We start from the raw sequence: 4004 nt of genomic DNA on the forward strand, positions 1-4004 counted from the left end.
CGCCGCGCATGCGTGCGAGCAGCGGATAGGCGCCGTAGCCATCCTTCTCCAACTGATCGAGCGCGGTCAGCGCCTCATCGTTCTTGCCGTCATTGGCAAGCTTCAGCGCCTGCGAGAACGCATCGCCCGAGCGGTTGGCGCGCGTCTCGTCCCAATAGCGATAGCCGACGAAGGCTGCGGTGCCGAGCACCACGAGGATCGCAACGACAATCAGGGCTGGGCCAAAACGGTCCCACAGCGCCTGCGCCTGTTCGCGACGGATCTCGTCGTTGACTTCACGGATAAAACTGTCGTCGGACATCAAATCAAACCATTCCTGCCCGGTCGGGCCTTTGTCAGCCCGCGTTTTAGCGAAATTTTGCCGGCATGGAAGGGGTTCAACCGGAAAATCGCTATTGTCCGGGGCAAACGGATGTTTGCCCCGGACGAGCAGCCGAAGAGGCCCATCGCACCCGCGCCACATTTAGGCGATAGCCGGCTTGCAGACGTTCCCCGAGTTAAGATCAGATTTCCTATGCTTCGTCCGTTCCGCGTTGTTGCGTTTTCACTTGCCGCGCTCGTCACTGCCGGCGTGGCTCTGGCCGACCCGCCCGCGCCACCGGTGCCGGCAAAGCCCAAGCAGGTCGTCATCATCTCGTTCGACAGCGCCCGCGACATTTCGCAGTGGAAGCGCAGTCGAGCACTGGCTGAGCGCACCGGGGCACATTTCACCTATTTTCTGTCCTGCGTCTTCCTGCTGTCGACGGAAACACGCAAGGAATACACCGCACCCGGCAGAAGCGCCGGGAAATCCAATATCGGCTTTGCCGCCTCGAAACAGGAAGTCACCGACCGGCTCGAGCAGATCGGGCTTGCCGCGCATGAGGGCCACGACATCGCCAGCCATGGCTGCGGCCATTTCGACGGCAAGGACTGGAGCAAGGCCGACTGGCTGAAAGAGTTCGGTTCGTTCGAGCACATTCTCGAGAACGCCTATGCCATCAACGGCATTGCGCCCGAGCCTGAGGGCTGGCGCGATTTCGCACGGCATGCGGTTGTCGGTTTTCGCGCGCCGTATCTGTCGACGGGCAAGGCGCTCTATGAAGCGCTGCCGGCCGCCGGCTATCAATTCGACGCCAGCGGCGTCTCGCAGGGCCCCGCCCGACCGACGGCCAGCAACGGCGTCATGCACTTTTCGCTGCCGCAGATTCCAGAAGGACCGAAGTCACGGCCGGTGATCGCCATGGACTACAATCTCTATGTCAGGCATTCCGGCGGCTTCGAACGGCCAAGCCAAGCGGGCGAGTTCGCCAACCGGACCTATGATGCCTTCCGCGCCGCCTTCGACAAGCAGTATGCCGGCAAGCGCATTCCGCTGGAGCTCGGCTTCCACTTCGCGCTGATGAATGACGGCGCCTACTGGAACGCGCTGGAGCGTTTTGCCGGCGATGTCTGTGTCAAGGCCGATGTCGAATGCATCAGTTTTCGCGATTATGTTTCGCGCCAGGATGCCGGCCAGAGGCAGGTCTCGGTCGGCGGCTGAGCCGCCAACCCGGTTCGTTTCCAACCTCGATCTTTAGGCCGGATCCTCAGCGCCCTGCCTTGCCAGATAGCGCTGGTCGATATCGGGCAGCGGCTCGCCTTGCAGCGTCGCCTCGAAGGCGCGCAGGCGCTTGTGGACCGATTGCAGCTCGACGATGGTCGACCAGGAGGTGAGCAGAAACTGCAGTGAACCGGTCACCTTGCCGAATGCGTTCGAAATCTGGTTCAGCGCGCCGAACGTGATCTTGTGCGCCACCAGCGAGGGACCGAGGATCAGCAGCGAGAAAATGTTGTCGGCCTGCAGGTAGGTGTAACGGACGACGTTGAAATAGATGTAGTGGAAATAGAGCCTGAAATAATTGTGGCGAACATTCTCGAACAGCTCGGCCGTGGTGGCCGGCTGGGCCCGGTCCGCGTGATCCTCGCCGTAGACGAGTTCCTTGCGGTAGGCTGCCTCAACGCGCTGGTTGCGGAACTGCAGCCCTGGAAGTTTCAGACCTGCAACCATGACCGAGATCGTCCCGAACAGACACCAGGCAAGGGCTGCGACAACCAATGGCTGTGGAATCGCGCCGATAATCGGCAACTCGGTGATATGGGCCTGCAACTGGATCATGACCGGCAGGAATGCGATCAACGTCATAATCGACTGGACGAAGCTGGAGCCGAGATCTTCCATGATCTGCGAGAACCGCATCGTGTCTTCCTGGATGCGCTGCGAGGCACCCTCGATATGGCGTAGCCTGCCCCAATTCTCGACGAAGTAGTTGTTCATCGCCGTGCGCCAACGGAAGATCCAGTGACTGACGATGAAGGCGTTGACCACCTGCACATTCATGCCGACCAGGGCGAGCCACGAAAAATCAGCCAATCCGATATAAAATTCGCTGTTGGTCGACTTTCCAGTCCCCGACATCAGCCCCTGCACATAGTCGAAGAAAGGCCCATACCAGGCGTTGACGGCGACGCTGACCTGCACATTGAAATAGATGAAGAACAGGATGACCGCGGTCATCAGGATCGACCAGCGTTGCCATGGATGCGGCGAATACCAGCTCCAGAATGCGTAGAAGACGAGCACGCAGAACGCGAAATAGAGATAGAACCAGAGGAACGGCTTCGATACGAGGATGGCGATGCCGATGATGGGCGGCGCGCCGGCCGCGGCGGGCGGCAATCCGAAAACCGTACCTAATTGTTCACCACCGAAGAACCAGAACAGGATCGCCGCAAGGCTCCAGACGGCGGCCGAAGTGAAGAACAGCTTCGGCTGCGGGAAAAAGGATACGAACACTGTGGCGAATTCCTCGATCTAGGCGCAAATCAGCTGACGACAGCGGGCATAAAGTCACACATTAGTGGGAAAGAAAATGCCCGTGCCCGATGCCCGGCACAGCAAGCCCACAATCATGGCGATTTTGGCGCAGCCGACCATGTGATGGCGCCGGAGACGACCAGCACGATCGCGGCTGTGATCGAGGCGAGGAAGAAATCGCCGGACATCTGCGCCAGAAACCCGGCGGCGACCGGCCCGATGATCTGGCCAAGGCCGAACGCAGCCGTCATCAGGGCGAATATCCGCCGCGGCGCGCTTGGCGCCTGCTGCCGGGCGGCCTGAAGGCCAAATGCGGTGATGGCAATGAAGGTGCCACCGAGCAGCACGCCGGAAAGCAGCGGCCCGGTGGCGCCGCCGATGGCGACGCTGGCGGTGACGCCGGCAACTTCGATGAAGCACGCCAGCGCATAGGCGGCATAGAGGCCGGTGCGGGCCGCGATCTTCTGCCAGAGCCAGACTGAGGGAAAGCCCGCAAGACCGGCGACCATCCACACCATGGCCTCGAAGACGCGGCTGCCGCCGCCTTGCCGGACGATGGCGACCAGGAATGTCGCCGTCACCACATAGCCAAAGCCGAACAGGCCGTAGGCGACGATGACCTTGACCAACGACCGGTCCATCCGCAGTGCCGGCTCGCGGGTGACTTCGCCGTTGCCGAGCGGACCCTCATTGGCCAACAGCGCAACGAGGACGAAACCACAGGCCGAAATCGCCGCCGACCACAGCCAGCCTGCAGCCCAGCCCGAATGCTCGGCGACCAGCACCGCCATCATCGCCGCCGACACAGCGATGCCCAGGCCAACGCCACCGAAATGCCAGGCCTGCAGGTCGCTGCGACCGGCAGCGTTTATGTGGCTGAAAACGATACTGGCCATGAACACCATGACGAAGGCGCTGGCCAGACCGGCCAGAAAGCGGATGACGAGAAAGCCGGCCATCGCATCGGTCAGCCCCATCAGCGCGGCAAGGACCGTACTGGCGCCAAGCCCCGCCAGCATCAGCAGGCGCTCGCGCCCATGCGCCCAGCCGCCCGCCGCTGCCAACGCGCCGACGAGGTAGCCGAGATAATTGGCCGACGCGATCCAACCGGCATCGGCAGGCGACAGATGCAATTCCTGCATCATGCCGGGCAGGATCGGCGTGTAGA

The 4004-nt window shown here is 61.8% G+C and carries 4 protein-coding genes; 1 reads left to right on the forward strand and 3 read right to left on the reverse strand.

What is annotated here, in order from left to right; translation table 11 throughout:
- The coding region (locus tag EN925_RS26210) for a tetratricopeptide repeat protein (protein WP_128337035.1) at positions 1-301 on the reverse strand (301 nt) is incomplete at its 3' end.
- A 213-nt stretch (positions 302-514) separates the two neighbouring features.
- Here EN925_RS26210 and EN925_RS26215 point away from each other — a divergent pair.
- Positions 515-1522: a polysaccharide deacetylase gene (locus EN925_RS26215; protein ID WP_084652795.1), complete on the forward strand. Its 1008-nt coding sequence runs from the start codon at positions 515-517 to the stop codon at positions 1520-1522.
- Positions 1523-1555: 33 nt separating this feature from the next.
- Here the strand turns inward: EN925_RS26215 and sbmA are convergent, their stop codons facing one another.
- Entirely contained in the window at positions 1556-2815 is a 1260-nt protein-coding gene (gene sbmA / locus EN925_RS26220; protein ID WP_013532851.1) for a peptide antibiotic transporter SbmA, read from the reverse strand.
- Between the two features lie 113 nt (positions 2816-2928).
- Positions 2929-4004: YbfB/YjiJ family MFS transporter (locus EN925_RS26225; RefSeq protein WP_164894396.1), on the reverse strand; the 1076-nt coding region annotated here is incomplete at its 5' end.

The organism is Mesorhizobium sp. M7A.F.Ca.US.006.04.2.1 (assembly GCF_004022915.1).
GTDB classification, from domain to species: domain Bacteria; phylum Pseudomonadota; class Alphaproteobacteria; order Rhizobiales; family Rhizobiaceae; genus Mesorhizobium; species Mesorhizobium ciceri.